Annotated in this window: 22 protein-coding genes; 10 read left to right on the top strand and 12 right to left on the bottom strand. The window is 60.7% G+C overall.

The genetic code is table 11. The features are described from left to right. Positions 1-725 precede the first annotated feature (725 nt). A complete protein-coding gene (locus AC0L3X_RS42685) occupies positions 726-2,057 on the bottom strand; it encodes a tyrosine-type recombinase/integrase (RefSeq protein ID WP_259216370.1) in 1,332 nt (443 codons plus the stop codon). A gap of 977 nt (positions 2,058-3,034) precedes the next feature. On the opposite strand from AC0L3X_RS42685, the gene AC0L3X_RS42680 reads away from it, so the two are divergent. Continuing rightward, complete coding sequence (locus tag AC0L3X_RS42680; RefSeq protein ID WP_084795298.1) at positions 3,035-3,304, top strand: hypothetical protein; 270 nt, start codon at positions 3,035-3,037, stop codon at positions 3,302-3,304. A gap of 32 nt (positions 3,305-3,336) precedes the next feature. On the opposite strand, the gene AC0L3X_RS42675 is transcribed toward AC0L3X_RS42680, so the two are convergent. Then, entirely contained in the window at positions 3,337-4,755 is a 1,419-nt protein-coding gene (locus tag AC0L3X_RS42675; protein ID WP_473317428.1) for a DUF2252 domain-containing protein, read from the bottom strand. Between the two features lie 136 nt (positions 4,756-4,891). On the opposite strand from AC0L3X_RS42675, the gene AC0L3X_RS42670 reads away from it, so the two are divergent. Beyond that, a complete protein-coding gene (locus AC0L3X_RS42670; RefSeq protein WP_473317430.1) occupies positions 4,892-6,610 on the top strand; it encodes a SulP family inorganic anion transporter in 1,719 nt (572 codons plus the stop codon). A 24-nt stretch (positions 6,611-6,634) separates the two neighbouring features. Further along, on the top strand, positions 6,635-7,492 hold the full coding sequence (locus AC0L3X_RS42665) for a carbonic anhydrase (RefSeq protein WP_063985402.1): 858 nt from the start codon (positions 6,635-6,637) through the stop codon (positions 7,490-7,492). Positions 7,493-7,719: 227 nt separating this feature from the next. Here AC0L3X_RS42665 and AC0L3X_RS42660 read toward each other — a convergent pair whose 3' ends face one another. After that, positions 7,720-8,385, bottom strand: coding sequence for a hypothetical protein (locus AC0L3X_RS42660; RefSeq protein ID WP_063986681.1), 666 nt, complete (start codon positions 8,383-8,385; stop codon positions 7,720-7,722). A 414-nt stretch (positions 8,386-8,799) separates the two neighbouring features. Between AC0L3X_RS42660 and AC0L3X_RS42655 the strand changes: the two genes are divergently transcribed. Further along, positions 8,800-9,276: a DUF3302 domain-containing protein gene (locus AC0L3X_RS42655; protein ID WP_084795396.1), complete on the top strand. Its 477-nt coding sequence runs from the start codon at positions 8,800-8,802 to the stop codon at positions 9,274-9,276. A 37-nt stretch (positions 9,277-9,313) separates the two neighbouring features. After that, positions 9,314-10,492 (top strand): HlyD family secretion protein, encoded by a 1,179-nt coding sequence (locus AC0L3X_RS42650; RefSeq protein ID WP_063985404.1) that lies wholly within the window; start codon positions 9,314-9,316, stop codon positions 10,490-10,492. A 70-nt stretch (positions 10,493-10,562) separates the two neighbouring features. Here the strand turns inward: AC0L3X_RS42650 and AC0L3X_RS42645 are convergent, their stop codons facing one another. From AC0L3X_RS42645 to AC0L3X_RS42635, 3 genes are all read right to left on the bottom strand, one after another. Next, positions 10,563-10,880, bottom strand: coding sequence for a hypothetical protein (locus AC0L3X_RS42645; RefSeq protein ID WP_187387814.1), 318 nt, complete (start codon positions 10,878-10,880; stop codon positions 10,563-10,565). 965 nt (positions 10,881-11,845) lie between these two features. Next, positions 11,846-12,595: a bestrophin-like domain gene (locus AC0L3X_RS42640; RefSeq protein ID WP_063985406.1), complete on the bottom strand. Its 750-nt coding sequence runs from the start codon at positions 12,593-12,595 to the stop codon at positions 11,846-11,848. A gap of 33 nt (positions 12,596-12,628) precedes the next feature. Then, positions 12,629-13,966, bottom strand: coding sequence for a TAXI family TRAP transporter solute-binding subunit (locus AC0L3X_RS42635; protein ID WP_063985407.1), 1,338 nt, complete (start codon positions 13,964-13,966; stop codon positions 12,629-12,631). Positions 13,967-14,292: 326 nt separating this feature from the next. On the opposite strand from AC0L3X_RS42635, the gene AC0L3X_RS42630 reads away from it, so the two are divergent. The 3 genes from AC0L3X_RS42630 to AC0L3X_RS42620 all read left to right on the top strand — a co-directional run bounded on the left by AC0L3X_RS42630 (position 14,293) and on the right by AC0L3X_RS42620 (position 16,417). Beyond that, positions 14,293-15,558: a metallophosphoesterase family protein gene (locus AC0L3X_RS42630; protein WP_231143614.1), complete on the top strand. Its 1,266-nt coding sequence runs from the start codon at positions 14,293-14,295 to the stop codon at positions 15,556-15,558. A gap of 62 nt (positions 15,559-15,620) precedes the next feature. Further along, positions 15,621-16,055: a hypothetical protein gene (locus AC0L3X_RS42625; RefSeq protein ID WP_071909693.1), complete on the top strand. Its 435-nt coding sequence runs from the start codon at positions 15,621-15,623 to the stop codon at positions 16,053-16,055. After that, the gene (locus AC0L3X_RS42620) at positions 16,052-16,417 is read left to right on the top strand and encodes a hypothetical protein (protein ID WP_063985409.1); all 366 of its coding nucleotides are present in this window, start codon (positions 16,052-16,054) and stop codon (positions 16,415-16,417) included. The genes AC0L3X_RS42625 and AC0L3X_RS42620 overlap by 4 nt, the downstream gene beginning before the upstream one ends. 92 nt (positions 16,418-16,509) lie before the next feature. Here the strand turns inward: AC0L3X_RS42620 and AC0L3X_RS42615 are convergent, their stop codons facing one another. The 6 genes from AC0L3X_RS42615 to AC0L3X_RS42590 all read right to left on the bottom strand — a co-directional run bounded on the left by AC0L3X_RS42615 (position 16,510) and on the right by AC0L3X_RS42590 (position 21,307). After that, positions 16,510-17,187 (bottom strand): hypothetical protein, encoded by a 678-nt coding sequence (locus AC0L3X_RS42615; protein ID WP_231145434.1) that lies wholly within the window; start codon positions 17,185-17,187, stop codon positions 16,510-16,512. A 180-nt stretch (positions 17,188-17,367) separates the two neighbouring features. After that, entirely contained in the window at positions 17,368-17,931 is a 564-nt protein-coding gene (locus tag AC0L3X_RS42610; protein ID WP_354132606.1) for a hypothetical protein, read from the bottom strand. A gap of 20 nt (positions 17,932-17,951) precedes the next feature. Next, positions 17,952-19,538, bottom strand: coding sequence for a tetratricopeptide repeat protein (locus tag AC0L3X_RS42605; protein WP_063985410.1), 1,587 nt, complete (start codon positions 19,536-19,538; stop codon positions 17,952-17,954). A 203-nt stretch (positions 19,539-19,741) separates the two neighbouring features. Further along, a complete protein-coding gene (gene greA, locus AC0L3X_RS42600; protein WP_063985411.1) occupies positions 19,742-20,224 on the bottom strand; it encodes a transcription elongation factor GreA in 483 nt (160 codons plus the stop codon). 92 nt (positions 20,225-20,316) lie between these two features. Further along, positions 20,317-20,802, bottom strand: a complete 486-nt coding sequence (locus AC0L3X_RS42595; protein WP_063985412.1) for a hypothetical protein — start codon at positions 20,800-20,802, stop codon at positions 20,317-20,319. 166 nt (positions 20,803-20,968) lie between these two features. After that, entirely contained in the window at positions 20,969-21,307 is a 339-nt protein-coding gene (locus AC0L3X_RS42590) for a hypothetical protein (RefSeq protein WP_063985413.1), read from the bottom strand. A 253-nt stretch (positions 21,308-21,560) separates the two neighbouring features. On the opposite strand from AC0L3X_RS42590, the gene AC0L3X_RS42585 reads away from it, so the two are divergent. Both AC0L3X_RS42585 and AC0L3X_RS42580 read left to right on the top strand, forming a co-directional pair. Beyond that, on the top strand, positions 21,561-21,794 hold the full coding sequence (locus AC0L3X_RS42585) for a DUF3551 domain-containing protein (RefSeq protein WP_028151247.1): 234 nt from the start codon (positions 21,561-21,563) through the stop codon (positions 21,792-21,794). Further along, the coding region (locus tag AC0L3X_RS42580) for a hypothetical protein (protein ID WP_473317427.1) at positions 21,746-22,007 on the top strand (262 nt) is incomplete at its 3' end. The genes AC0L3X_RS42585 and AC0L3X_RS42580, both read left to right, overlap by 49 nt.

Raw genomic sequence — 22,007 nt, 5'->3', positions numbered from 1 at the left:
CTACCGTCAAACCGCGGCGCACGAAGGGGTCAAAATTGGACGCCGATGAGGGGTCAAATTTACAGGCCGATTGACACTGCCCAGGCAACTGGTGCCCCCGGGTGAAACATGGACATGGACAAAGCTTTGGCTGAGCTAGATATCCTCCCGCTCATATCGGTCCGATTGCAGGTTTAGCGCTTTCGATAACTAAACCAATCATTGTCGGCTAACATTGACCCCAGATGGGGGCCCATTAGGATGCCGATCAGCCCCCGGACCCCAAGCCGCTACAACCTCTCGGCAAGGGGGCGATTCGTCCTATTTGTACGCCACAGCTACCCAGCAGCCATAGCCGCGCTTAGGATTTCTTTCTTGCTGGAGATGGCTGGGATCTTATCGCCTCAGACCGATCATGGTTCGGGGCAGAGGCATGCGCGGCAAGGACGAAAAGGCTCGGATCGAGGCATTTGGGTCTCCAGATGACAGCAAAATGCCGCTTGCCACGAAGCGCCGTCGCAAGAACCGTGGCATCCCGCCGCCCGCGACGTTCGATATCGATACACTGCCGGGCAGCTCTAATTTGACGGCATTGGAGGCAGCCGCGGTCATCCGGCGCACCCCCGGCGCCCTAGAGCAGTGGCGGCGCGATCCGAACCACCCGCTGAAATGGCGCTACGTCGATGGCCGGCCCCTTTATCGTGTCGATGCGGTGCGGGACTATCTGGCCAAGTGCGATAAGACGACTAGGACGCCTCGGCCGCATAATGCTCACGGAGACGGCCGAGCAGCTCGGCCTTGATCGGGTCAAGCGGATTCGTCCGCTGCAGGCGCACGATCTTCCCGATGCGTTTCGCGCCAACCAGCTCTGCAATGTAGTCGTGAGCCGCCTCGAACGCCATCTTGCGGATGATCCACTGTTCGTCGTGATTGTAGACTTGATCGATTCCGCTTGGCTTCTGCCCAACACACAACCGCTGGATTTCGTTGTCGTAGCCACAGCGCGACATGATGGTGCGCAAACTGCGCCTTAGGTCATGCATAGTGAACTTGGCAACGCCCGCTTCCTTGACCAGGCGGTTGACCATCTTGGTGAAGCCCGACATCTGCCCACCGGTCTTCGGTGACGGGAAGACATAGTCGGACGTCGCGCGCTGGAAATGTTTCGCGGCCGTGAGCACCTCGTCAACCAAGTGAGTGCGCGGCACATCGTGGTGCAACCCCATTTTGGTCCACGCCGCATCGAAGGTGATCCGGTCGTCCATGATGTGCTTACGCCACTCGATCATGGTAGGCTCGCTGCGGCGCGGGCCGCCGAGCAGGCACATGCGTGCCAGGAAACCGAAAGCCCCGAGCTTGCCGGATGCATCCCAGACCTTGATGATTTCTTCATCGGTCAGTGCGCGGCCCTTTGCTCGGCGCCCGACTCTCTGCGCACGGGTTTCTTTCGGCGCGCGATAGCCGGCGAGCACGTTGTGCTCGACGTAACCTTCGCCGACGCACCATTCGAGAAAAGTATGCACGTGCTTGCGCAAGTCCTTGGCTGCACCTCGCTTGCCAGTCTTTGCAATCTTCTCGACCGCAGCCATGATCTGCCGTCGCGTCAGGTCCCCCACGCCGCTCTCGGCGTGATCCTTGAGCCCGCGCCGCAGCGCCGACATTGCTGGCTTCCAGTTGACGACTTGGCGTTCGGTCAAAGACGCCTGGTAGGGACCATCTTCAACAATGAGGCTCGCGAGCGTGGTGCACTGCTTCTCGGCTGCCTGTTGCCGCCTCGCCTCGCGCTTCGCATCGTTAGGGTCTAAGCCCTTGACGACCTCGCCTGCGGCAATGGTGGCGGCCTTGCGCGCTGCCTTCTCATTATATTTGGGCCACGCGCCGAGGGTCTTGCGCTGGGTTCCCCTCACCCCCGGCTTGGTGAAGAGATAGACCCAGGTCCGGCCACCGGTGGCGCGCATGCGCAAGGCGAGGCCGGGCAGCTTGTCGTCGTGGAGATAATGCTGCGCCTTACCCGACGGCAGCGTTGCGTCGCGGATCACTGCATCGGTGAGTGTCAGCTGGTTGGCCGGCTCCGTCATGATTCCTTCCCTCTCTCTGTGCCCCCGCGCGCCCCGCAAGAAGGGCGGTCAGCCCTCGAACAGAACCGGGGCTCAGACCTTCCCCTTGCCGTGTGCCCGCGCAGGGAGAACCCACAGACCCAAACAGAACCGGGTCTCAGACCTCCCCCCGTTTTAGTGCCCCGGGGAAAATCCCCGGCGGGCACAACGGGGGCATACAAAATGTAGCAAGGTCAGCTATGGGCTCTTATGGGCAAATAGGGCCATAACCCTCGTCAATCAAAGGCATTTTTACATACTAACTATGGCCGGATTTGGTTGGCTCGGGTCTACGGATTGTGGTTCACACGGGAGAGGTCCAAGGTTCGATCCCTTGTGCGCCCACCATCCATCTTCCTGAACCCTCCAGATTGCGGACCATCGTCGACGCCTCGCGGCGCTCGTGGACCGGCTCAATCAAAAATGTCGAAAACAACCCCATGCACAGTAGCCGCCGTCAGTCGGATCAATGGGTTACGCCTTTTCCGAAATTCGATTGACGCGTCGGGCAAAACACCGGCATGATGGCATCATCCAAGGAGAGGCCCGCCCCCCCTGCGACTAGCCCGCCTTGACACGCGAGAGGCCCATGGTTCGACCCATGTGCGCCCAGCATTGATCCTAGATTCCAAGAGTCGCTGAAAGCTCCCTTGCGAGGCGTGCGAACGTCCGCTTTGCCAAAAGCGGTCATTCACCCGAGGTCGGCTTTTGACCCACCGCGGACCTCGGGAGGATTCATGTCCATCCCTGAAGACTGAGGCGACCGGAGGTCGTGTGGGTTCGGCGTTTTCAGACGAACGCCCTCGGCCTCAAAGAGCCGAAGTCGCTCCAATCTTCAGATTAGCCCTTGGTTACTACCGGAGCCGGAGCTTTGCGATGGCCCCCTTGATCTGAATCAAGTCTGGCGAAGCTCGCGCGAGCAAGATGCACTGGGATTAGTTGCGTAACGGAGAAAGCCTATGAAACGGACGGGAACGTTTGCCGTCGCAGCTGCCGCCTTGATGGGCGGGGTGTTGCTTACTTTCGGCTGGTCCGAGCAAGGCGGCGTCTCGCTATCTGTCGAGAGCGCTCAGGCGCGGGTCGGTCGCCCGCTGACCCCTGTCAGCGTTGCGGGCGTTGCGCGTCGACAGACGCGACGGGCAGTCGTTGGCGGCGCTGCCGTAGGTGCAGCCGCTGCCGGCACGGCCTGCGTGCGCGTGCTAGTCAACGGCTCTTACGTCTGCCGCTGAGATCTTTGCTGGTCCGCAGCGCAGCACTGTTGCTAGGATTCCAGATAAACCCTGATGTCGCCTTTCTTCACAGCAGCTTTTAGGGTCGCATGGTCGCGCTCGGCCTGGTCGGCATAGGAAACCGCAAAGTGGCCCATGGCTTGGTCGAATTCGTCGCTGGATGAGCCGAGATACCCGCTGATCGTCGCCGATATCTCGCTGACCTTGGCATGTGCACGCGCGAGCACCCAACCGCAGGCGCCCGCATAGACCTCCAGAACTTTCGCGTCGAAAGTTTCGATCAGGGGCTTGATTTTGGCGTCGCGCAGCTGCCGCACGTAGAACTGACGGTCGCGAGAGCCCGTGAGCCAGCCGAGGAAAATATCTGAGGCGGGCTGCATCAGGCGCTGACCCATCACAACGCGCTGCCCGTGATGACGATAGACGCTCTTTCCCGCATAGGACTCCAGAACGGAATGCGCCGCTTCCTTCACCTGCAGAAACAGCGGACTGTTGGCCTCCGACATCATGAGGACGATCCAGCATCGCCGACCCACGCTTCCAACGCCGACCACCTTGATGGCGGCGTCGACCAGCCGGTAGCGGTCGAATAGCTGACGCCGGTCATCGGGCAGCGAATCCCGGTAGATACGCAGGATCCCTTCGAGCGCCGACAGGAAATCAGAAGCGCGAGCCACATCCGGGTGAAAGATGAGCGGAGGTTGCTCCATGATGCGGATTTGTCCGCCGATGCTGCCGGCAAGCTTGGGAAAATCCAGCTCCGAGCCCCGGTCCGCGGCGGCATGGTCAATCCGCCGCTGCAGGTGTTTTCGCGCACTCTTCGGCGCGATCACCATCAAATCCTCGGCGGGGATGTTCGCGTACCATACGGCGAGTGGATCCATCCTGGAGAATCCGCGCATGTGTTCGCGATAGCCGCGCGCGGCAGCCATCGCGCAATCGCGGCCCGTGACGTCGGACAATCCGATCGATCGTGCGGCGAGCACCACCGAGGCGGCGAGACGCTTGACGTCCCATTCCCACGGGGCCGGCAACGTCTCATCGAAATCGTTGATGTCGAAAATGATATGTCGCTCGGGGGTGGCAAAGCCCCCGAAATTCGCGAGGTGGCAGTCGCCACACGCCTGCACATTCAGTCCGGTGCTCGGCGTCCGCGCCAAATCCGCGGCCATCACACCCGCGGAGCCACGAAAGAATGCGAACGGCGATTGCAGCATCCGGCCATAGCGGATCGGTATCAGCTTCTTGACCCGGCCGGCGTCCGATTTGAGCAGGATGTCGAGGGGATTCGGCCGCTCCCTGGATGGCTTCCAGCGACCCTGTTGCTCGCGCGCGAGCCTGTCGCGCAGAGCCTTGCCGGCGGCAGCGCGATCGCTTGGGAAAACGATGTGGGGTGTTGTGCCGGCAGTCGGCCTCGTCCTGGCCTCTGATCTGTGGCTGGCAATGTCCATCGTGAACCCCGGTTTTCGAACCCCGGTCTATGCCTCATTTTTCGATCGGGAAGCCTCAAGGGCCTTGACTTGGATCAAGCGATCGCTGCGCAGCGTCGTCAACGTTGCCGTCCCACCAGCCGAAAGGCTTGGCATGATGGCCGACGCGACAGAACCAACGGGCAGCGTCGAGCGGCAGACTTCGTGGCTGTCCTGGCTGCCACCGACCCGCTGGCTCGCAGATTATTCCGCGGCCTGGCTGCCTTCCGACATCATCGCCGGCGTCACGCTCGCAGCCTACGCAATCCCAGTCTCCCTTGCCTATGCCGGACTGGCCGGGCTGCCTCCGCAGGTCGGCATCTACGGCTACCTGCTGGGAGGAATCGGCTACGCGTTGTTCGGTTCTTCGCGCCAGCTTGCGATCGGGCCGACCTCCGCCATCTCGCTCATGATCGCCGGCACGGTGGGCGCGATGGCTGCCGGCGACACACTCCGTTACGTGCAGATCGCCAGCCTTGCAGCCTTCACCGTGGCCGCACTCAGCCTCTTCGCCTGGCTGTTGCGGTTGAGCGCGCTGGTCAAACTGATCAGTGACAGCATTCTTGTCGGGTTCAAGGCTGGTGCCGGCCTCACTATCGCGATGACGCAGTTGCCGAGCCTGTTCGGCGTCCCGGGCGGCGGTCACAACTTCTTCGAACGGGTCTATCTGCTCGTCGGCCAGCTCGGTCAGACCCAGCTGCTTGTCCTTCTCGTCGGGATCGTGGCCCTCGTGCTGCTCGTCGTCGGCGAGCGTCTGCTGCCGGGACGCCCCGTCGCGCTCGGCGTCGTGGTGCTGGCCATCGCGGCCGCGAGCCTGCTTGGTTTGCCGGCGCTTGGCGTTCCCGTGACAGGCAAGATCCCGTCGGGTCTGCCGAGCCTCGCCCCGCCGGCTCTGCGGATCCGGGACGTCGAGGGCATCCTGCCGCTTGCGGGGGGCTGCCTGTTGCTGGCCTACATCGAAGGCGTGTCCGCGGCGCGAACCCTTGCGGCGAAGCACGGCTATGCGGTCGACGCACGCCAGGAACTTCTCGGCATCGCCGCCGCCAATCTCGCCGCAGCCATTGGTCAGGGCTACCCGGTTGCCGGTGGACTGTCGCAGTCGGCCGTCAACGACAAGGCCGGCGCCCGTTCCGCTTTGGCGCTCATCTTCGCCTCGGCCACACTGGCCCTGTGCCTGCTTTTTCTCACGGGGTTTTTGGAGAACCTTCCGAAGGCTGTGCTGGCCGCGGTCGTCCTCACCGCCGTGTATGGACTATTGGATTTCCCGGCGATGCTCCGCATGTGGCAGGTCAGCCGCATCGACTTCCTGGCAGCCGCAATCGCGCTCCTCGCCGTGCTCTGGCTCGGAATTCTGCACGGCATCCTGCTCGCGGCGCTGGCTTCCATTCTGCTGCTGCTGGCACGTGCATCGCAGCCCCACGTCGCCTTCCTCGGGCGGATTCCGGGGACCGAACAATATTCCGATATGGAGCGCCATCCTGACAACGAGCCGGTGCCCGGCGTGATCGTGTTTCGGCCGGAGGCCTCACTCATGTACACCAATGCCGATACCGTGCTGGAAGCGGTTCTGAATCGCGTTGAATCCCCCCCGGACCCAATCCGTTTGGCGGTCTGCGATCTGTCCGCATCGCCGTATATCGATCTCGCGGGTTCGCGGATCCTGCGCGAGCTGGAGACTGAGCTTTCCGGCCGCGGTATCGCGCTGCGGATCGTCGGCGCCCGCGGGAGGGTGCGCGATCTCCTGCGCGCCGATGGCCTCGAGGACAAGGTTGGAGGCATCGATCGCACCGCAACTGTCGAGAAGGTGCTTTTGGTGACCTTGAGACAGGTAGGCTAACCTTGTCCGCAAAAGGAAGCCGATGTGAAAACGGTCGACGTCATCTACCGATATCAAGCAGATGCGCCTGCGAGACACCGACCGTCCGATAGCGACGAAGCGCGACTTCGTCTCGATGAAGGCAACCGGACCTTCGCCGCGCTGCTCGACCAAGTCAAAGACGAACATGGGCGGACAGAGAGGGTCGTGCCCGTCGATGCGCGTGATCTAGGCCTGATCTCTGGCCAAATCGGAACACCCACCCAACACCCCTTCGCCGCGGTTCTTGGCTGCTCGGACGCCAGGGTGCCGATCGAACTCATTTTCAACGAAGGTCCGAACGACCTCTTCGTCGTCAGGGTCGCAGGCAACGTGCTGGGCACGGACGTCCTGGGCAGCCTGAAGTTTGCGGTGGAGCACCTAAACGGCAGTGTAAAACTCATCGTTGTCTTGGGACATAGCGGATGCGGCGCTGTGACCAGCGCTGTGGATGTGTTTCTGGATCCCGGCGACTACCTGTCCCTCGCGACGAAGCATTCGCTGCGCAACATTCTGGATCGTTTGCTGGTCGTGATTCAGACGTGCGCAAGGAAGTTGGCTACGGCGTTCGGACCGGAGGTTGCGCACCGCCCGCGATACCGAGAGGCTCTTATTGAGGCATCGATTGTGACCAACGCCGCGCTCGCTGCTTATTCAATACAGCAAGGCGTCGGGACTAACGAGGCGGGTGAACTGCAGGCGGTGTATGGCGTCTACCTTCTTGAGACCCGGGAGGTGTGGGCACCGCATGCGGGCGACACGAAAGGCGTCGGACTGGCGGCAGCCCCGCACGACCTTGCCGGATTTGTCGATCTTGGCGGCGCCATTGTTCGGTCGGAGCGAATTGCCCGTCTTCTCGGATAGCGGAACAAACGTTACACCGATCTCTCTGATCGCACCACGAGATCGTTATGGATCCTCGAGATCGCGGCGTATCGAATCGAACATCAGAAGCCAACTGGCCATCGGCACCGAAGGGCTCCTGGAGTTGAATTTTTCCCAAGCACGGGGGACCTCGGCTAGGCGCGTGATGCGCGCGGCAGCGGCGCAGTGGTAACGGTTCTAGCTCATTACTTCGTGGAGGGAGGACCTCACGACGAACTCGGTGCCGCCTCCTTCTCCCACAGAATGGATAGGCTGATCAACAGGACCCAGAGCGGGAATACCAGCAGGCTCCAGTCGAGATAGTAGCTCCCGATGAGGAGTATGATCGCTACGACGTATCCCCCAAGTGCGAGCCAGCGAGGCGTCAAATGTGTGTAGAGGGCGATGGTGGACGTCGTAAACATGAAGACGGTAGCTGTCTTGATCAGGTAGATGTTGATCATCCCATAGGCTAGGCCGCGTCCGAAATGAAAAGTCGGTGAGTTTTCGAGCGCTCCGGGAGCGGCATGAAATGCAGTAATGATGGCGCCAAACGCCGCCGCGGCCGCGAAAAGCATCGCCAGCAGCAACAAGCCGCTACCCAGGAAGACCGTTGCAAAAAACTGGTCTTCGCGCGCACCAAGCCTGTCGCGAAGCACGCCAATAAACCAAAGAAAGGCGACGCCGGCAAAAGGCACGAGGTTCATCGCGAGCGTCACGTAGGTCAAACTGCCTTCGAGCCAAGCCCCCGGTTCGAAGGGATCACCGGGGATCGAAAGCCGCATGAGCCAGAAGACTGCGAACAAAAGAACCGAAAACAAGATGCCCGCAACAGCCGCGGCTCGTGGGGTTCGTAGATGCGCGTGGGTGAGCCTCGCTTGATCAGAATTCATGGCGGAACTCCCTTCATCTTGGTCCACTTGGTCGGAAGCTCTTACCCACCATGGCGAACCGGATAACTACAGACATCAGCTAGGCCAGTAGGGGCGACGACTCCGCCGAGCAGGCCGTTCAGTGAAGTGGCGGCAAGGCAAAAAGCTTGATCTATATCAACTGCACTTCGGCGGGGCGTGCGAGTTATTGCTGCAATTGGCAATAGTGCAATCGCGATGCGTGATTGCATCTGGCAGCAGCGGGAGAGCGCCGCCCGCCAGGAAGCACAAATTTGACCTGCGCAAGCGCACGTACGAGGCGCGGGGCTTGAGGGGCTTGATGCATCCATAATTCCAAGTTCTCAAGCCGTTAGTGACGTGGTCGACATAGAGAGTGCTCAAGGCACGTAATGCTCCACCTGAATGAGGGCGAGCATGGAAGATCCATTCCTGAACTACTTCGCACTTGGCTTGCTGTTTTTCGTGGTGATCGTTCTGGTGTACGGCATGATCGCGATCCACGACATTCCAGCCAAGATCGCGCACGCGCGTCACCATCCACACGCGGACGCGATCCACGCCGCCGGCTGGATCAGCCTGTTCTTGCTGCATGTGCTGTGGCCGTTCCTCTGGATCTGGGCGATGATGTATAAGCCGGATCGAGGCTGGGGTTTCGCTCACCAGCCGGGCGAGCCGGCCTCGCCGAAGGAGGCGGTGGCTGAGTTGGAGGAACTCAGGCGTCGCATGGCAGAGGTCGAGGCCAAGCTCGAGATCGGAGATCGAGCAGCTCAATTGAGCAAAGGCGGGCGCCGGGTTGCGGTCGAGTCGCCTGGATCATCGGGTTCAGCCGCCGAGGTGAGCGCTCCTGCGACGGAAGGGGCAGATGCGAAGGGCCGAGGTGCTCGGCGATAGCTGATGCACGCTCACAGCTCGGAGTGGGAGGTCGCAGATGGAACTCTTGCTCGTATTGACCTACGCCGCACTCTGCTATGCCATCTTCAAGATTTTCAGAATCCCGGTCAATCAATGGACGCTGGTGACAGCAGTACTCGGCGGCGCCTTTGGCCTTGCGCTGCTGTTCATAACCATGGCCTACAACCACCCGTTCTCGACCAACACGCGCATCTATTTCGCGGTCACCCCTGTACTGCCCGGGGTGAAGGGGCGCGTGATCGAGGTACCGGTTGAGGACCGTACCAACCAGCACCTCGAAGCCGGAGAAGTTCTCTTCAAGATCGATCCCAAGCCTTACGAATACATCGTCGCGCAAAAGCGAGCGGGGCTGGCGGACGCGGAGGCCAATGTCGCCCAGCTCAAGGCGTCCGTCGATCAGGCATCGGCGGTGACGGGAAAAGCGAACGCCCAACTGCAGCTCGCGCAGGAAAACTACGATAGTCAGTTGACGCTGTTCCAGAAAAACGTGGTGGCGAAGGCAACACTCGACACCGCAACGCGCAACTTCGATGCGGCAAAACAGACAGTCGCCGAGGCCGCTGCTGCAGAAGATCGAACCCGACAAGCGTTTGGCGCGACTGTTGATGGTGAACACTCGGTCATCGTACGTTTACGCAATGAGCTTGCCGATGCTCAATACGATCTGGACCAGACCATTGTTCGAGCCCCGACAGGCGGCTTTGTCACCGAGCTGGTATTGCGGCCGGGCGTGTATGTGGTCCCGGCGCCGTTCCGTCCAGCCATGATTTTCGTCAACGACAGCCATAGGGACCGGGCTTTGGTAGCGGCGTTTCAGCAAAACACCCTGCAGCGTGTTCGTCCTGGCAATGAAGGCGAAGTTCTGTTCAAGGGCATACCGGGTCGCGTATTCAAGGCCAAGGTCCGCCTCGTGATTGATGCGATCGCTAGCGGCCAGCTTCAAACCACGGGCACGCTAGTGAATGTCGAGGGGCCGCCGACTGGAGACCGGGCTCTGGCCGTCCTTGACCTCGTCGATGACGTGTCCGGTTACCAGGTGCCGCTTGGTTCGGAAGGCGAAGCCGCCATTTACACCGAGCATTTTCATGAGCTTTCGTTGTTACGGAAAATTCTTCTGCGCATGCGCAGCTGGCAGAACTATGTATTCCTCGAAGGACATGGCGGGGGTGGCGGAGGATCGGGCGGCCACCATTAATGACAAGCGCCATCCCTTAGCTCCAGTTTTGGCAAACGAGGGATGGGAACGCGGTCGTGTTGCGTTAGTATCAGGGTGACGAGCAGCGAGAGTATCGCTTTCGGCAATAGATCGCGGCCACGCGACTCATCTCTAACGCCACCGCGCAGGCGGCGTTCAGGTTTTCAACATCCGCGCCGGGCGCACTAACCAGCACCTCGAAGCCGGCGAAGTTCTTTTCAGGATCGATCCCAAGCCTTACGAATATATCGTCGAGGAAAAGCGGGCGGGGCTCGCGGACGCGGAGGCCAATGTCGTCCAGCTCGGGGCGTCCGTTGATCAGGCCTCGGCGACGACCGCAAAGGCGAAGGCCCAACTGCAGCTCGCGCAGGAGCAATACGATGCTCAAGCGACGCTGTTAGCCCTGACCGAGCGTCGTCAGCACCTCACGTCATCCAATGTCGCCCTTTGGCCCATCAGCGAGTGGCGGCACGCCCTTGCCCCGCTTCGGCAGACTACGCTCGTTGATCCAGATCAACGACCTCCGGCCCCAGATGTGCGCCGATGCGCGCTTAAGGGCGACTACCCTGTTTTGGGCGACTTCAACAGGAGAGCAACAATGATCAGGTTATTTGCTGTTGCCTTCGCACTGGCCTTGGCGTCATCGGCGCAGGCCATGCCCCTGATACCCCTTCAACAGCCGGACGGGATTGTCATCCAAGTCCGCGAAGCATGCGGACCGGGTATGCGCCGCACTGCGAATGGTGCTTGCATCAGGACTCCCACCCGACGTGCCGCCAGCAGGTGCGCACGTGGAGTGACATGCTAACTTCGTGCGGCCGCTGCCGAGCAACGCGGCAACACTGCGTAAGCTCGTCCGCAGAAAAGGGAGCACGCCCACATGAAGCGCCTCGTCGCGTTGCTACTCTTTGGGCTCTTGCTTGCTCCGGCATTCGCTCAGACTCAGACCCCCCCGCAGCCTCCGCTAATTCAGCAAGTTCACCCGGGGGTCACTTACGAGGACTGCGTGGAGAGATGCAAGAAATGTGGGACCGGGAAAAACCCGGACTGTGTCAAGAATTTCTGCACAGGCTATCCGCACCGAAAACGAGGTGCGGCGCCTTTGCCTGTCGTCTGTCCATCATACGATTAGGCCGCTTCTATTCCGCTTCTGGCCCCTAGTCGACCTCGCTAATTTCCCAAACGTCCGCTTTGCCCTCGCAAGCAGAAATCAGCCGACCGACATGGGCCAGATTCGGACATCTCAGCACAATGCGCACCTTGATCAATTCGAAAAGCCGCGGCAGCAGGTCGCGACGACCACGATAACCGTCGGGGCTCGCTCTGGCCGGCAATCTCGATCATGCGAATGGCTTAGGGGCCGAGCGGCGTGAGGGCGTCGCGCAGTGGCGCGCTGGAAATTTGCATCAAACCCGCAAATGGCTGACCCAGCTCCAGGACCAGGTAGATCGCCCCGGCGGCCGACAGTGCAAAAACGAACAGCGAGCCGAAAACGGTTGCGCTGGGTTTGGCAAACAGGCCGAAGCTTCCAAAGATGATGGTGAGCCAGAAAATCAGCACCACCAGGAACGGCATAGGGATCGAGTTGTTCGTCTGTGCGAACAGCGACAGGCGGGTTTGCGCAATGTCGGTGGCGATCTGTAGGGCCCTGGCTTGCAGGGAGCGTTGGGAATCGTTCTGCGGCGAAAGCTGCTGAAGCTTCGCAAAGAATGCTTCGCTTGCGGCGCTCGCCTCGAAGGGGTTCGCCTTGGCAACCTCGGAACTTTTCTCGCGCCACATTCGATCGGCTAAAACAACGATGGCCCGCCGCAAAAGGTTGCGTTCGTCATTCGCCTCCGGTCCGTACTGCGCCAGCAGATTGTCGAGCAGGACAACATTGCTCGTCATCTGCGTGACTTGAGTGCTCTGCGTGTCGTATGAGCCCTTCGCCGAGGCGATCAGCAGGCCGAGGACAAGCGCGGCTATCGTCCCGATGAGGCCCGTGCCCAGCCTGACCACATCCTTGTCATCCGTGCTCAGGTGATGCCCAGGAAGGAACATACCGAGCAGGGCACCGCCTGAGATGCATAGAAACGTGATGCACGATAGCGCGATTGCATTCATGATTCACCACTGTGTTGCGAGGCGTGTCGTGACTTAGCGCTGTGTCGCCTTCGCCGCGGAGGCAACTGCGGGTCCCTTGGCGATCAATGTGCGTCGGTCGTGAATCAAGCTCTCCAGCCGGTGGGCTGCCACGTTCAATGTGGCATCATCCACCGCGCTCTCGTCTCCAGCAGCGGATTTGGCGAGCTCCACCTTTAGAATGCGGTCGATTTCGTCTTCGATATCCGAAAGTTCAGCCTCTGTATCGACTTTCCGAATCCGGCGCGCCAGGGCGTAGAGAGAATCGAGCGGGCCTTCGGCTGCGCGGCTGCCGAGGCCCAGGAATTTCCACGCCGCCGCAAGCATGGTGGCAGCGCCACCCAGTACCATCGGCGTCAAATAGATCCAGTTGCCGTACTCATCCATGAAGCTTTGCGTGGTGCTGTTGTAGACGGCTGCGGCGCCAGGGTGCAGCGGAAGGTAGGCATCCTGGTCGGTGCTGGGCGCGGTGATCTGCGCGAAAATCGGCTGCTCACGCAGAAGATTCCTGCGCGCGCTCATGATCGCCTCCGTGAGGTCGGTTACCAGATCAGTGCCAAGCTTCTTTTGCGCAACCAGATATAGCGAGGTCCTCAGAGTCGTCAGGTCATCTTCCGGGACCGGCGGCGATCCCCGCAGTGTGCCCTTCGGGACGTCGAAGCTTTCAAAAGCGCGCTCATTCTCTGCAATTGCCCCCGCGGACTCGATTGGGATCAGTACCGGGGTCTTTTTACGGTCAAGCTGAAAAAATCCGCGAACGAGCGAGAGGTATTTTTCGGCGAGCGGGATCACGACAAGCAGGGCGCCGACTTGCTTCGACTGAATGGCTTGCCGGACATCCGTCAAAGCAAGGTTCTTGAAGACAACTTTTGCGCCCGCCAGATCGTATCCCTTGGTCAACACATCGACAATTTTGGCGTTCACTGCTCCGCCGACCACGCCGACCGTGCGTCCCTTCAGGTTGGCAATGCTGTCGATGGACGATCCCGGCGGCGCGATGATCAGTACGACCATATGGCTGACGACGACGACGGCTTGCGCCTGCGACAAGTCGCCGACATCGCCGCGAACCACAGCGAGATCGACCTTGCCCGCGGAGAAAGCCGCAGCGGCCTCGAGCGCGGTGCCGCTGTCGATGACCTTGAGCCGGACCGGCGCGTTCGCTGAAACGAACTCGCCTGCTATCGCTGACATTGCCTTCGCTGCCTCGCCGTCGAGCGAGCCGACCGCCACAGTCAGCGTTACCGGGCGGCTGTAGTACCGATAGGCAAGGAGACCCGCGCCTGCCGCAAAGGCGACGACGCCGACGAGCAGGAAAAAGCGAAGCCACAGCGGCAATTTCATCGACATCATGCTCGCCACCTGTGTGGGTTCGCCACGTCCTTGCCGCTGTATTTCTGCACACCTGCGATGCCCGCAAGCGTCCGCGGCCAGAATAGCTGCCAGCCGCCGCTCTACGTGCTCGCTGCTACGGCAGATGAGGACGTTGATCTATATCAAGCTTACCCGCCGCTGAAGGTCCACGGGAAAGCGGTCGGCAAATCGGGCTGTTTGCGCGCCCGATACGGCGGCTCATTCCCTCTCCTCGATCAGGGGTGATCATTATGCAATCCTCTTGGCCTAACGAGCCCAGTCGTCGCCTGGTTCTAGGCGCACTCGCAGCACTGCCCGCATTCTCCGTGCCACTCGTTGCCAACGCGCAGGCCCAAACAACAACCGCGCAAGCACCCGTTTCCATCGGGGGCGGCTTTTCATTCGCTGCGGTCGGCGATACCCGACCGATGATGTACCTCCCGTTGAAAGAGGGACAACCGGACCTCAGCAAGTTCTTCGTCGAGATGTTCGGATTGGTCATGCCGGAGAAGGTCGCCGAGGCCGTCGTAGCGAAGGATGTGAAGATGATCTTCGATCCGGTCACAAAGGACCTGATCAAGGTCGTCATGCCGTTTACATCCAAGACGGAAGTGATGACCCTGACGGTAGATAAAGGTTGGGTCACCGAGGCATCCGTTGAAGACGTGAAATTGCTTCCCGGAGTGCATCGAACCATGTTCCGGCTGCAGGGCGGCGAATGGGTGACGCGCGAAATCGTCAAGGACGTTCAATCCGGTCGCGCCAAATTCGTGGTCAATAGCGGTGACGCTGTGTGGTGGGGCAATCAGGGCTTGACCGTGAGTGACAGCCCATACTGGAAGCGCGTGAACGAAACAATGTTGAAGAAACTACCCGCGCCGGATGACGAGATGCGCGCAGCCGGTCTGGATGGGCGCTTTTTCATGAGTGTGGGTAATCATGAGGTGTGGGCCGACCCAAAGATTGAGGGCGTACTTTCGGCTGTGCCGTATCTGAAAAAATTCGGCGTCACGCCGGAAAACCTCATCTACAAATTCGACTTCAAGGGCACCCGCTTCATCTATCTCTGGAGTGGCAAGTACGATTACCGTTCGCCGTCGCTGTGGGACGCTGATCGGCCAAAATATGCCGAGCAGATGACCCAGCTTCAAAAGTGGATGGACGAGGCCAAGGCCAATGGCATTCGGAAGGCGTTTATCGTCTTCCACTATCCCGTGTTTGCGCGGTCAGGCTTAGGCCCGATCCCGGCTCCCGATAACCCGCACAAGGTGATTGCGTCGTATGCCAAGGACATGGAGGTGGTCGTGTTGAACGGGCACGTCCACACCACGGAAATCTACGACGTAGATGGGGTAAAGTATCTGATGTTGGGCGGTGGGGGCGCAGAACAAGACCCAATCCTGCCGGGGCGAACCAGCATCAAGGTGCCCGCCGACTATCCGCGGGACCTTTACTGGAAGGGCCAGCCTCCGCAAGAGGAGTACAACTACGTGCTGGTGGACGTTGAACCCGGCCAGAAGACGAAGTTCACCCTCAATCGCTTCCGGCCGTGGTCGGCGGAGCCATTCGGGACTGAGGAACTCTTCACGTGACAGCAAGCGGGCAATAGGCCGGGAGTGAGGTTCTGGCGACAGTACTCCTGATTATTCACGGCTTGGTCGCCGTTGCACTGCTTGGCGCGATTACGCACCAGACCTTGGCGACGTGGGCGACTGTGGGAACGCGCCCCAGTTCGTTTTTCGGCCGCTTTCGCTCCGTGTCATCGGCCCGGTTCGCCGACGCCGTCGTCGTCTTGTATGCCATCTCCATCCTGCTCGGTGGGATCATCTATCTGTATTTTCGCGTCGACATCAGGCCAGAGTTAGAGCGCGCCGGTCATTGGCCAGCCCTGGGCTTCTTCGACCTCAAGGAGCACTTCGCCGCTATCGGTTTTGCGTTGCTACCAGCCTACTGGGTTTGCTGGCGACGGCCGCGTGCCGACGAGCCTGCTCAGACGCGCACGATGCTCACCTCGATCCTCGCCTTTGTCATCTGGTGGGGCTTCCTAACTGGCCACGTCGTAAACAACATCAGGGGTTTCGGCGCATGACGTTATCGGCTGCGTTCCGCCGCTTTGCATTCGCGTTCGGGACGACATTTGGCTTCCTCTACGTGGTTGCACTCGCAAAGGACCTTGCTCTTTTCACCGTTTTCCCGTCGCTCGGCATCGTGCTGGCGGGCACGCATCATTCGCGAGACGTTGCTGACCCTGCGATGGGATTTCTAGCTCCAGCGATGTACTGGTACGGGTGGGCCGCGACGGCCGCGCTCGGGGCACTGATCGTCGCCCTCGTTGCTGCGTCGTTACCCGGACGTTCAGTGCGAAACTTCTGGTCGGGATGGGTGTGGATAATTCCCATCCTCTCGATGATCGCTTGCGTCTATCTCACCCTGCCTTGGTTTAGGCTCTGACTTGGGTGCTTCCGCACATGGATCATGACCGACCAAGCTCAAAGCGGGCTCTCTGGTCGGAAAGCCGGTTCGCAGTCTTCCGGATTCAAGCCTCAAGCAGCCCGATCCGGCCGGAAGGCGGCGTAGAGACCGACGAGGGTTCCGATAGCGACCAGGCCTGCCGCCAGCAGCACCTGCAATTCCCCATCATCGGTGGCGCCTGCGGACGACACCAGTCTGGTCACAATGACGAACAGAATGCCCACGGAGGCTGCTGCACCCACACTGAGATAAGCGAGCTCTCGCGTCAGGTTCCGGCCAAGAAGTCCGAGGGCCGTGAAATACATCGCGCAAGCGTTGGGATGAACGAACAAGGCAACGCGCGCATAAGGACCGTAGGAGTCGAGGAGGGACTCACATCGGCTCATTGCCGCTTTTGAGGCAACCCGCTGCAACATCGGCCTGAAAAAGCGAGCCTGTCCGTAACTCAGAACGGCGCCCACGATGATGGCCGCCCACGCCACGATGAAAACGGAGACATCCGCAGGCTTCGGATTGAGCGCCACGGACATCAGGATGAGGGCGGTTCCGGGAAAATAGCCGAAATACGGAAAGACCGACTCCAGGAGCACGCAAGCGAACATGAAGACCGGAAACCATGCCGAACCGGTCGCACCCTGGACGATCGCGTTCAAGTCGAACAGGTTCGTCTTGTACAGGACGAGGTACATGCACATGGCCAATCCGGCCAGCGCGTAGAACGGCAACGCCCCCGACAAAAACCGCCTCATCCAGCCGCCGCGCTTTGTTTCGCGGACACGGCGGAGACCTTCAATATCGGGACAAGACAACGGAAACGCATGGCTCATGTTTAGGCGAATGAGATTGCCCCTGTCGATAGCAATCCTCGCCCCGGCTGCGCGGGCCAATCGCCGCATTGAAATGCCCGCCGATCGGGAAGGTGCAGTCGATCACAGACCTAGTGTGACCTCAGCCCAGTGCATCGCGGTGCTGCCGCCCAGAAACTCGATCACGCGGGGTTCGATGGTCTCCGGCCGATCGGAGCCGGTGACAGCGGTCGCTGCGATCATGTCGCAACGCTCGTTGTAGACGACCGACACCAGCGTTTTGCCGGGAGCGCCACGTGAGTTGAGCGTGTAGGCGCGGCTGCGACCGTTCATCGACGCAATCCTGATGGGATGGCCGGAACCGCGTGGAGAGACTTCGCCCAGGAGAACGGTATCGCCCATGCGATCGAGGTCCTCGTCATCGGCGACGCCCGTCGCGCAATTGCAAAAACCTATCTTGGCGCGCAGGTACAGCGTCACCTCGACACCGCAGTCGGAAGCCTTGCACCGGAACGCCTTTCCCTCGCCCCATTGGTCGATCGAGAACGGCCAAGTCACCTCGTGCCACACCGGCGTGGCGGAATTTGCGGCGGCATGCCGTGGCACATGGAGCCACACGAGCGACGCCGCCAGCGCGCTTCCCAGCGAGATTGCTGCGACGGCGATGGCGGCTGCCCTTCTCATCATTCCACCGTTCTCGTTCCGGCTCAGTTGCTGGCGAGGTATTGCTTCGCCGCCGCGACCTCGGGGCGTTCCGAATCGGCACTGGCCGTCAGCGTTACGAGCTGCTGACAGTTCTGCCGTGCCCCTTCCCTGTCACCAAGGGCTTCGGCCGCCTTGGCCGCCCCCGCGAAAGCGTGCAAGCGGTTAGGCTCCTTCGCCTTGGTTGCCTCGAATGCAGCAAGCGCCTCCTTGGCCATGCCGCGATCGAGCAGCATGAAGCCGTAAAGCTCGCGCGCCGGCGCCAGCGGTCCGGGCGTGATCACGTGCTTTTCCGTCTTGTCCTCTGCATCCGCCGCGGCGCTCATCGCATTGAGCGCCTCGTCATACTTGCCCTCGGCGTAAAGCACCCAGGCGACGGCGACCTGACGCTGGATGTCGACGATTCCGGACCAATAACTGTCCTTGGCGTCCTGCAGCTTGTCGCGCAATTCCGCCAGCTTCTGGATGTCGGCCTTGGCGGCTTCCGGTTTGCCGGAGCGCGCCGCGCCGAGAGCCCGGGCGAAATGCGTTACCGCCATCGCAAAGTTGAGGTTGCTCGGCCTGACCGGCAGCTGCGAGGCACCCTCCCAATCGCCACGGTCGATCGCATAACGCGCCGGCGAAGCCGCCAGCGCGTAGTCTGCCGCCGCGACCGTCGCCTTGAAGTCGGTCTCCTTGATCATGTCGTCGATGACGGCACGCGCCTGCTTGTCCTGGCCGAGCTGCAGGTAAGCATAGACCATGTAGTCCTGCGCATGCAGGTAGTTGCCGACCGACTTTTCGGCCATCGCGGCTTTCACGGAAGCAGTGTTGGAGTCGATCGATTCCTTCCAATAGCCGACGCGCGTGTAGATGTGGGAGGGCATGTGCTGGGCGTGCGGCGCGGCCGGCGCGATCTTGGCGTAACGATTGGCGGCATCGAGCCCTTTCTGCGCCAGCGCCGGGTAGTCGTAGAGATGGATCAGATAATGCGTCACGCCCGGATGCATCGGCAGCCGCCTGGAGATCGGCTCGAGAATCGCCGCGCCTTTAATTTGCTGCGCATAGGTCTTGTCGTTCAGATCCGCCGACGTATTGAGCGTAATGGCGTAGGCGATCTGGGCTTCGTCGTCGTCTGGATATTTTGCCGCGACGCGGGCCTGCGCGTCACGCAGCATGCGCATCCGCTGGACGTGAGGGATCTTGTCGTAATCGGCATACATCACCATCAGCGCATCGATGTAGTCGCGCTCGCGCTCGGTCGCGGCGCCGATCTCCTTGGCCTTCATGATCGCGGCGAGGCCCGGCGCCAGGTTCGGCTTTGGAATAGCATTGTGCGGATTGTCCATGTAGGTGAGCGCAATGCCCCAATAGGCCATGCTGCATGTCGGGTCAGCCTTGATGGCTTCCTCGAAGATCTCCTTGGCGTTGGCGTACCAGTAGGAATGCTGATAGCGCATCCCGCGATCGAAACGACGCTGGGCCACATCGTTGCAAGAGGTCTGGAAATGAACGCTGCCGAGCTGCTGATCTACATCGTCTTGCGCGACCAGAGCTTGTGGTCCTGATAGGCCGAGACCGGCTGCGATGACGAAGTATAGGGACTTCCGCATGGATCGCTCCCTTGGCCTGACACGCAATGAATTGGTCTTGATACCCCCTCACTATATGACCTTCGCGGCTTTTGAACAGCGAAGTGAATCGCGGCAGCGCAACTGACCCAGTGACGCGATCGGAGTTGGCGCAACCAATCCGAAGCCAGAGCCGTCGGAGTTGGATCCTCACGCGCCCACCATTCAGGCCTCAGATCGCATCCCTACGCGATCGACAGAATCTCGATCTCTTGCGCGCCTGAACCCACGACATCGCCCACCGCCTTCCCGATCAGCGACTTCGCAACCGGCGCCACGAACGAGATCGATCCGGCCTTTGGATCCGCTTCGTCCTCGCCGACGATGCGATAGGTCTGCACGCGGCCGTCGGTGCGGCTGAAGGTCACGGTGCTGCCGAAGGCGACGACATCGGTCGACGCCGGATCGGGAATGACCTGCGCCGTGCGCAGCCGTTCGGTCAGATAGCGAGCATCGCGCAAGGGCACCGCCGACTGCCGGCGCTTTTCGTTGACGTCCTCGATGGCTTGCGCGGCTTCATAGGCCTCGCGCGCCTCGCGCAGCTGCGCCTGCAGCGCCTGCAAGCCTGCTTCCGTCACGAGGTTTGGATGAGGCGAGATCGGGCGATCCGGCAGCAGCGTCTCGGACGCGGTTTCGGCGCTTTCTTCCTTGGTAAAGGCGACGCTCAATTCAAGATCCTGTCGAACTGTTTCGGACACCCGCTCGCGCCTCGCCCCACAACGGGGAATCGCGCCGAACAGCAGCCGGTGATTGTCCCGGACTATATCTCAAGTTCGACGAAACGGCGCAGCTTGAAGACCAGGTCCGGTACGGCCTGGCGGAACCGCGTCGCGTTCTGGAACGTGGTCGAGAACGGCGCGAAGGTGATCATCGCATTCCAGTGCTTGTAACCGTAGACCGTGACGGAGGCGCCGGTCGCCGGAAAATTCTCCAGCTTGCGCAGCTCGCCAAGCACCAGATCGGCAATCGCCTCGGCGGGAAGCAGCTTCTTGCCATCAGGCGTCGTCGTGATTTTCGCCGGCCGCTCGACCGGCTTCGCGGCAGCCGGCACGGCATCGGGCGCATCGTCGGATTCGGCCGGTGCAGGATCGGGGGTGGACGGCTCGACCAGGTCGAACCCGTTCGTCGGCGCTGTCGGCGGAACCTCGGTGAGCGGCGGCGGAGCACTGCTGTCTGCGCGCTTGTTGCCTCCCAGGATGCTGCTGATCATGGCCACAAGGCCAGCATCCTTCACGTCGTCGCTCATTTCTCCCCCCGGGGCTTCGGCCTACTCTAGCACCGCTCTCGCGGACCGCCACTGGGGATGTATGGCCGGATTCCGCTTGGTTAAGGCGCTACGACAAGGCGTCACACCAAGGCCACGATGGCACCGGCGGCCCGACGTCTGATCACGTCGCCCGCCGTGAGACCCGTCACCGCTTATCGAACGGAATGTACTGCTGGTACTGCTTGGGCACAGAGCTGCGGTAGCGCGCGGGCACGGTGCCGGTGTCGACCGAATGATCGATTTCCTGCTGCCGCGTCATCTTCTTCTTCGCCGGCTTCTTCGATGCGCTCTTCTTGGAGTCGGCCGGCTGGCTGGAGGTGTCGCTGGTCGCGGCCGGCGTTGTCGTCGTCGCTGCCGGCGCAGTGGTCGTCGCGGTAGGCGCTGCGGTTCCACCGGCGGCCGGCGCACTCTGGGCCAGCGCGAGCGGTATTTGCATGAAAAGCGCCAGCGCTGCTGTCGCAGCCAGCAAATATGACCTTTGCATTAGAACCTCCAAAATACCTGATCCGAATGAGACAAGCCTGATTCTCCGGGATCGACGCGTGCACGTCTTCTCACGATAGGCCCGGCCCCCACCGCGAACTGTGGCGTAGATCACATTCCTGGCCGCCGGCTGCGTCATGATGTGCCATGTCGCGAACGCACGGCATTCCGCCGACACCAAGATAGGCATGACATGCCTCAGACGAGCCCAGCTCGCTGACGTTCCCGTCCACCCGCTCTCGAAGGAGATTGAAATGCGTCGCATCATCCTCACTCTCGCATCGTTCGCCGCCCTGGTCGCCGTAGCATCCCCGGCCGCCCAGGCACATCCTGCAAACGATCGATATTGCCTGCAGGGACGCATGTGGGGCTATCCCGGCAACTGCCAGTTCGCGAGCTATCAGCAGTGCCTCGCCACCGCCTCCGGCACGTCGGCCTCTTGCGGCATCAATCCGCGCTACGCGTTCTCGCAGCAGTACGCCTACTGAAGACATCGCGGCGGGGGGGGGGGGGCCCCCCCCCCCCCCCCAAAAAAAAAAAAAAAAAAAAAAAAAAAAAAGAAAAAAAAAAAAAAAAAAAAAAAAAAAAAAAAAAAAAAAAAAAAAAAAAAAAAAAAAAAAAAACAAAAAAAAAAAAAAAAAAAAAAAAAAAAAAAAAAAAAAAAAAAAAAAAAAAAAAAAAAAAAAAAAAAAAAAAAAAAA

This window comes from Bradyrhizobium sp. MI1.7 (assembly GCF_055811795.1).
Note: the sequence above shows the minus strand (reverse complement) of the source record. Positions and strands in the feature narration are given on the sequence as shown.

What these genes read in the sequence shown, in the direction of transcription:
- AC0L3X_RS42655 (WP_084795396.1), top strand. Translation starts at nt 8,800, where the DNA reads ATGGAAGATCCATTCCTGAACTACTTCGCACTTGGCTTGCTGTTTTTC.
- AC0L3X_RS42650 (WP_063985404.1), top strand. Translation starts at nt 9,314, where the DNA reads ATGGAACTCTTGCTCGTATTGACCTACGCCGCACTCTGCTATGCCATC.
- AC0L3X_RS42615 (WP_231145434.1), bottom strand. Translation starts at nt 17,187, where the DNA reads ATGAGGCGGTTTTTGTCGGGGGCGTTGCCGTTCTACGCGCTGGCCGGA.
- AC0L3X_RS42675 (WP_473317428.1), bottom strand. Translation starts at nt 4,755, where the DNA reads ATGGACATTGCCAGCCACAGATCAGAGGCCAGGACGAGGCCGACTGCC.
- AC0L3X_RS42595 (WP_063985412.1), bottom strand. Translation starts at nt 20,802, where the DNA reads ATGAGCGACGACGTGAAGGATGCTGGCCTTGTGGCCATGATCAGCAGC.
- AC0L3X_RS42590 (WP_063985413.1), bottom strand. Translation starts at nt 21,307, where the DNA reads ATGCAAAGGTCATATTTGCTGGCTGCGACAGCAGCGCTGGCGCTTTTC.
- AC0L3X_RS42605 (WP_063985410.1), bottom strand. Translation starts at nt 19,538, where the DNA reads ATGCGGAAGTCCCTATACTTCGTCATCGCAGCCGGTCTCGGCCTATCA.
- AC0L3X_RS42685 (WP_259216370.1), bottom strand. Translation starts at nt 2,057, where the DNA reads ATGACGGAGCCGGCCAACCAGCTGACACTCACCGATGCAGTGATCCGC.
- AC0L3X_RS42585 (WP_028151247.1), top strand. Translation starts at nt 21,561, where the DNA reads ATGCGTCGCATCATCCTCACTCTCGCATCGTTCGCCGCCCTGGTCGCC.
- AC0L3X_RS42610 (WP_354132606.1), bottom strand. Translation starts at nt 17,931, where the DNA reads ATGATGAGAAGGGCAGCCGCCATCGCCGTCGCAGCAATCTCGCTGGGA.
- AC0L3X_RS42620 (WP_063985409.1), top strand. Translation starts at nt 16,052, where the DNA reads ATGACGTTATCGGCTGCGTTCCGCCGCTTTGCATTCGCGTTCGGGACG.
- AC0L3X_RS42680 (WP_084795298.1), top strand. Translation starts at nt 3,035, where the DNA reads ATGAAACGGACGGGAACGTTTGCCGTCGCAGCTGCCGCCTTGATGGGC.
- AC0L3X_RS42640 (WP_063985406.1), bottom strand. Translation starts at nt 12,595, where the DNA reads ATGAATGCAATCGCGCTATCGTGCATCACGTTTCTATGCATCTCAGGC.
- AC0L3X_RS42635 (WP_063985407.1), bottom strand. Translation starts at nt 13,966, where the DNA reads ATGATGTCGATGAAATTGCCGCTGTGGCTTCGCTTTTTCCTGCTCGTC.
- AC0L3X_RS42670 (WP_473317430.1), top strand. Translation starts at nt 4,892, where the DNA reads ATGGCCGACGCGACAGAACCAACGGGCAGCGTCGAGCGGCAGACTTCG.
- AC0L3X_RS42660 (WP_063986681.1), bottom strand. Translation starts at nt 8,385, where the DNA reads ATGAATTCTGATCAAGCGAGGCTCACCCACGCGCATCTACGAACCCCA.